Origin of the sequence: Chitinimonas sp., assembly GCF_041904975.1 — a bacterium.
In the GTDB taxonomy this organism is placed as follows: Bacteria; Pseudomonadota; Gammaproteobacteria; order Burkholderiales; family Chitinimonadaceae; genus Chitinimonas.
Map to the genome: position 1 here is coordinate 1 of NZ_JAYRLZ010000169.1, position 5640 is coordinate 5640.

A 5640-nucleotide genomic window follows, 5' to 3' on the forward strand; every position below is an offset into this window, starting at 1 on the left:
AGTGGCGCTGCTACAGCAATATGCCGGCCAGGGCTGGCGCGCTACCGGCCAATCGTTCAAGGCCTGGCAGCCCGGCACTGCCGGCACGCAGCCGGTGTGTCGCTACTACCGCGCCAATGGCAGCAGCTTGCTCGATGGTGGCGACGCACTGTTCTATGCCAGCCAGCCAGAGCTGTGCGCGCTGGGGCAAAGCCTGGCTCCGACCTGGCAGGCGCTGGGCGCGCCGATTGCACTGGCCAGCCCCGAGGCTAACGGCCGTTGTGCGCCGGGCAGCCAGCTGATCAACCGCGCCATGCGCGTGGGCAGCAAGCCGGGTGAGCTGAATTTCCGTTTCAGTACCAGTGAGTCGGAAGTGCGGCTATTGCAGCAGCAGGGCTGGCAGATCGATGGCAGTGCCATGTGCGCACCGCTGTGATGCAGCGTCAGGCAGCCATCAGAAGGTGATAGCGGCGCTGGGCGTGGCCGCAATCAGCGGGCCGAAGCTGGTGATGCCGGGCAGGGTGGCATTGTGATGCGCCCGAATCTGCGCCGCGCTGGCATGCAGTTTGTCGTGGGTGGTGTGGGCATCGGCCGCCAGCACCACCTCGAAGCCCAGTGCGGCGGCGCGGCGGGTGGTGGTGTCCACGCAAAACTCGCTGGCATAGCCGCAGATGATCAGGCGGCCAATCCCGTGCTCGTTGAGCCAGGCCTGCAGCTCGGTGCGCAAAAAGGCATCCGGTGTGGTTTTGGCCATGATGATGTCGCCGGCGGCAATATGTAGTGCCGGCTGAAACTGCCAGCCGCTCGATCCACGCGCCAGCGCACTGTCGGGGCGCTCATGCTGGATATGCAGCACCGGCACACCGGCAGCGCGGGCGCGTCGGGTCAGGTCGTTGATACGCGCCACCACCGCATCGGCCTCAAAGGGTCGGGGGGGCGGTTCGAACAGGGCGGTTTGCACGTCGATGGTAAGTACAGCTGCTCGCATGGCATTGAATCCGCGGGTCAAAGGTGAGCAGTGTATTGCGGGGCCATGGCGGCACTCCATTGCAGCCATGCAATCTCCCTTGGGCAGCGCTGCACATTGGTTTGCATGCTTTGTTTGACTAAGGTGGGCGCTTTGCGGTGGCGCGATGCTCGATCTTTCCCAACTCGCCGGCTTTGCCTTGATTGCACTCGGCATGGTGCTGACGCCCGGCCCGAACATGATGTACCTGGTGTCGCGCTCGATTTGCCAGGGGCGGCGTGCTGGCTTGCAGTCGTTGGCTGGGGTGGCCCTGGCGTTTGTGCTGTATGTGTTGGCAGCTGCGGCCGGGCTGTCTGCCCTGCTGTTTGCCGTGCCCTATGCCTATGATGCGCTGCGCTTTGCTGGCGCTGCCTATCTGCTTTACCTGGCTTGGCAGGCGCTGAAGCCCGGCGCTCGCTCGCCGTTTCAATTGCAGGCTTTGCCTGCGGATAGCCCACGCAAATTGTTCCTGATGGGCTTTATGACCAATCTGCTCAACCCCAAGACCGCCATGCTGTATCTGTCGCTGCTGCCGCAATTCATCGATCCGAGCCGTGGCAGCGTGCTCGGGCAAGCGCTGGTGCTGGGCGCTGTGCAGATTGCTATCAGTGTCACGGTCAACACCATGGTGGCGAGTGCCGCCGGTTCGATCGCCAGCGTACTGAGCCGGCGCCCACGCTGGATTACCGTGCAACGCTGGTTGATGGGGTCGGTGCTTACCGGCCTGGCCGCCAGATTGGCGCTGGACGCTCGCCGCTAGAGCGAATGGCCGTGCCGTGCAATATCCACCGCGACGCTTGTTGAGCACTAAGATGGCCTACATCCCACGGCCGCGCCATCCGGCGCGGTCCCCCCGCGGCGGCGGGGGCGGAGGGGGTGGGATAAAACAGCGATGCGCGGTGATTGACTCACTGCGGCCGCAGGCCCGGGTTTCCCCGGGCCCAGAGATGCGCTACGAAGCTGCACTGCCGTGTGAGCGCCTACACCCGCAGCAACACCATCTTCAACGGCGGCAGGCCATCGCTGCTCGGGAAGTCGGCCTCTGGCGTGATCCATTCCACGTCTCGGATGGTGCGGCCGGCCTTGGCGGCGCTGCGTTGCAGCTGGTCCAGCCAGGGCTCGCGCTCCACCTGGGCGACGTTATTGCAGCAGATCAGGGTGCCGCCCTCGCGGGTGGACAGCAGGGCCGGCTTGAACAGGGCCGGGTAGTCGTTGACCAGGTCCACCACGCCGAATGGGCTTTTGGCGTATTTGGGCGGGTCGAGGAACACCAGGTCGAACTGGTGCGGTTCCAGCTTGGGGAAGGATGGCATGCGCTTGCCGCGCACCATGGTGGGTTGGCCCAGGCCGCTGTACTGGCGGATGGCGGCGAAGACATCGCTCTGCACAAAGCGCACCCGGATCGGCAAGTCGTTGAGCTTGGCGTTCTGCTTGCCGGTGGCCATGCTCAGCTCGGCAAAGTCCACATTCACCACATGGGCGGCACCGGCTTTGGCGGCCGCCACCCCTACGCCGCAGGTATAGGCAAACAGGTTGAGCACCGATTTGCCGGCGGCTTCCTGCATCACCCGGCGGCGGCCGGCGCGCAGGTCGAGGAATAGCCAGGGGTCCTGGCCGGCGTGGCGCGCCTGGATCAGATAGCTGACCCCCATCTCGCTGACCACCCGTGGTAGCTCGGCTGCTGCCAGCTCGGCGCCTTCCAGCGGATTGCGGATGCGCGAATTGGGCGAGCTGCGGTCGTTGTAGACCAGGGCAAGGCCGGGTAGCTGCTCGCCATAAAACGCGGCAATGGCAGCGAGGCGCTCAGGGGATGCCGGGGCGTGGAAAGTCTGTACCAGCAGCAGGTCACCATAGCGGTCCACCGTCAGGCCGGCGGCGCCTTCCACGCTGCCATGGAACAGGCGATAGCAGTTGGTGTTCTCGGCATGCAGGCTGGCCAGTAGCTCGCGGCGGTTATGCCATGCGCTGGCAAGCAGTTCGGTGAATTCGGTGGACATGGGGGCTCCGGGAGATGGTTGGGCACTGGCGCCTCAGTCCTTGCAGACAAGACCGGGGCCGGGCAAAAATTTTCGCTATTCTACCCGCCTCGCTCGCCGGGCCTGCAGCAATCGCCTTGGCAGCGAACCTGCCCACGCCGGCAAGGGCTGGCTTGGCGCGCTTGTGCCTGATTGGACGGGTGACAAAAACAAACTGAGTAAGGCTTGGCTGCCAAGGTTCCGCAGGCAATGCTGTTGCCTTCTTGATATGGAGATGATTCATGCAAGCGCTGCACCTATCCTGCTCTGCCGCACTGCGGCGCCTGGTCAATGGCAAGCGACCCAAGCAGCGAGCCATCGCCGCGCTATGCGCCTTGGCACTGGCGGCGCCGCTTGCCGCCGCAGAGCTACGTACCGTGGCCGAGCGCAGCGGCTACCAGCAGACCGGTCGCTATGCCGAAGTGGTGGAGCTGTGCGCCGCTTACCAGAAAGCCTACCCGCAGGCGGTGCGCTGCATTGAATTCGGCCGTACACCAGAAGGGCGGCCGATGCTGGCGCTGATCGCCAGCCGCAGCGGCGCGCTGACGCCGGCGCAGGCGCGGGCCCGGCATCTGCCGGTGCTGTTGATGCAAGGCGGTATCCACTCCGGCGAGATCGATGGCAAGGATGCCGGCTTTCTGGCCCTGCGCGAGGTGCTGGACGGCAAGGCAGCCAAGGGGGCGCTGGAGCGGCAGGTGCTGGTATTCGTGCCGGTGTTCAATATCGACGGCCATGAACGCTTTGGCCGCTGGAATCGCCCCAACCAGCGCGGCCCCGAGGCAATGGGCTGGCGCACCACCGCGCAGAATCTCAATCTGAACCGCGATTACGCCAAGGCTGATGCCCCGGAAATGCAGGCCATGCTGCGCCTGGTGAATGATTGGGATCCACTGGCCTATATCGATTTCCATGTCACCGACGGTGCCAAGTTCGAGCACGATATCGCGGTAATGGTGGAGCCGGTGCGGGCCGGCGATGCCGAACTGCGTACCGCCGGCCGGATGCTGCGCGACGCGGTGATCAAGGACCTGGCCGAGCAAGGCTCCTTGCCGCTGCCGTTTTATCCGGCATTCGATGTCGAGGACGACCCGGCCAGCGGCTTTAGCGATGGCGTATCGCCGCCGCGCTTTTCCAATGGCTATTTCCTTACCCGCAATCGCTTCGGCATGCTGGTGGAAACCCATTCCTGGAAAGACTATCCGACGAGGGTACGCATTACCCGCAACACCATGGTGTCCCTGTTAGACCAGATGGCACGCCATGGCGCGCAGTGGCTCAGCGTTGCGCAGGCGGCCGATCGGCGTGCCAGCGCACTGGCTGGCAAGCCGGTGCCGCTGAGCTATGAGGCCAGCAACAAGGCGCATGAGATCGCGTTTCGCGGCTATGCCTATACCCGCACGCAGTCGGAGGTATCCGGCGCCCTGATGACCCGCTACGACGACAGCCAGCCGCAAATCTGGAAGGTGCCGCTGCGCGATGAGGTGCTACCGGCCTTGACGGTGAACGCGCCACTGGCCGGCTATATCGTGCCGGCGGCCCATGCGGCGACGGTGGGGCAAAAGCTCAGCCAGCATGCGATCACTTGGCAAATCGTGCGGCAGGCGCGCGCCGGCAGTGCGGTGCAGACCTTCCGCGCGGAAACGGTCAAGTACGACGGAGCTTCTTTCGAAGGCCGGCAGCCCCTGACCGTGCAGGGCCGCTGGCAGAGCGAGCAGCGCGATATTCATGAGGGGGACCTGTTCGTGCCGATTGCCCAGCCCAAATCGCGTTTGCTGATGGCCCTGTTGGAGCCGCAGGCGCCCGACTCCCTGCTGGCCTGGGGCTGGTTCAATACTGCTTTCGAGCGCAAGGAATATATGGAAGCCTATGTGGCCGAAGACGTCGCCCGCGAGCAACTGGCGGCCGACCCGGCGCTGGCCAAGGCCTTTAACGACAAGCTGGCCAGCGACCCCGCCTTCGCCAAAGACCCGGCCGCCCGCCTCGACTTTTTCGCCCGCCGCCATGCTTCCTGGGATGAGCGTTTGAATCTGTATCCTGTGATGCGGGTGGATAAGGCGCTGTAGATGCGCCAAGGCCGCCAAGATCAACGCCCTTTAACCCTCAATGGAGCCGTAAATGGGGATGAACTATACATATGAGGTAATTGCCAGGAAAGAATCTGCGGACCGCCTTGTGCGTGCAATTTGCGAACATCTCGTGCCGGACGACAAGGCTCGGCTCCTAAGTGCGCTCGACTTGGGCGCTGCTGACATACACCGAAACATCTTCAGAGAGGACTGGGAGCAACCCTTTAACCATATTTTTCTCAGTTTCGCATTCGCGGAGGATGAAATTCTTGTCGAATACGAAAAGGGAGAATCGGACAATGGAGCAAAACTGCAGGAGGCGTCGCAAGGTCGTATGGTTCAAATCGATAGTGTTTGGACCGACATTACCGTCGGAGATGACTATGTCCGTGTTCGTGCTACCGCAGCAACTAGTCGTATGAGCGGTCTCTTCAGCGCATCATCAAGCATCAACAAGGCATTCTGCGATATTGCCGAGTCGGGCGGCGCTCTTCTGGTCATCTTTGACTACGAGGAGCTCTACTACGCCGCGGTGTGGCCAAAGGACGACTTTGAAATTCCAAAATATCCCGAG

6 protein-coding genes are annotated in these 5640 nt (G+C 63.4%); 4 read left to right on the forward strand and 2 right to left on the reverse strand.

Going from position 1 to position 5640, the window contains the following annotated elements; genetic code table 11:
* A partial coding sequence (locus ACE3OH_RS14880; RefSeq protein ID WP_374354487.1) for a hypothetical protein occupies window positions 1–415 on the forward strand: 415 nt, incomplete at its 5' end.
* An 18-nt stretch (window positions 416–433) separates the two neighbouring features.
* Here the strand turns inward: ACE3OH_RS14880 and ACE3OH_RS14885 are convergent.
* Window positions 434–967 carry a cysteine hydrolase family protein gene (locus tag ACE3OH_RS14885; RefSeq protein ID WP_374354490.1) on the reverse strand — a complete coding sequence of 178 codons (534 nt, stop codon included), beginning with the start codon at window positions 965–967 and terminating at the stop codon, window positions 434–436.
* Between the two features lie 145 nt (window positions 968–1112).
* On the opposite strand from ACE3OH_RS14885, the gene ACE3OH_RS14890 reads away from it, so the two are divergent.
* Window positions 1113–1745, forward strand: a complete 633-nt coding sequence (locus ACE3OH_RS14890; RefSeq protein ID WP_374354493.1) for a LysE family translocator — start codon at window positions 1113–1115, stop codon at window positions 1743–1745.
* 220 nt (window positions 1746–1965) lie between these two features.
* Here ACE3OH_RS14890 and ACE3OH_RS14895 read toward each other — a convergent pair whose 3' ends face one another.
* Window positions 1966–2982 (reverse strand): class I SAM-dependent rRNA methyltransferase, encoded by a 1017-nt coding sequence (locus ACE3OH_RS14895; RefSeq protein WP_374354496.1) that lies wholly within the window; start codon window positions 2980–2982, stop codon window positions 1966–1968.
* A 260-nt stretch (window positions 2983–3242) separates the two neighbouring features.
* On the opposite strand from ACE3OH_RS14895, the gene ACE3OH_RS14900 reads away from it, so the two are divergent.
* Window positions 3243–5063 (forward strand): M14 family metallopeptidase, encoded by a 1821-nt coding sequence (locus tag ACE3OH_RS14900; RefSeq protein ID WP_374354499.1) that lies wholly within the window; start codon window positions 3243–3245, stop codon window positions 5061–5063.
* A gap of 52 nt (window positions 5064–5115) precedes the next feature.
* The coding region (locus ACE3OH_RS14905) for a hypothetical protein (RefSeq protein ID WP_374354502.1) at window positions 5116–5640 on the forward strand (525 nt) is incomplete at its 3' end.

Bases quoted from the DNA above. Each gene is read 5' to 3' on its own strand.
- ACE3OH_RS14895 (WP_374354496.1), bottom strand. From the start codon at position 2,982: ATGTCCACCGAATTCACCGAACTGCTTGCCAGCGCATGGCATAACCGC.
- ACE3OH_RS14900 (WP_374354499.1), top strand. From the start codon at position 3,243: ATGCAAGCGCTGCACCTATCCTGCTCTGCCGCACTGCGGCGCCTGGTC.
- ACE3OH_RS14885 (WP_374354490.1), bottom strand. From the start codon at position 967: ATGCGAGCAGCTGTACTTACCATCGACGTGCAAACCGCCCTGTTCGAA.
- ACE3OH_RS14890 (WP_374354493.1), top strand. From the start codon at position 1,113: ATGCTCGATCTTTCCCAACTCGCCGGCTTTGCCTTGATTGCACTCGGC.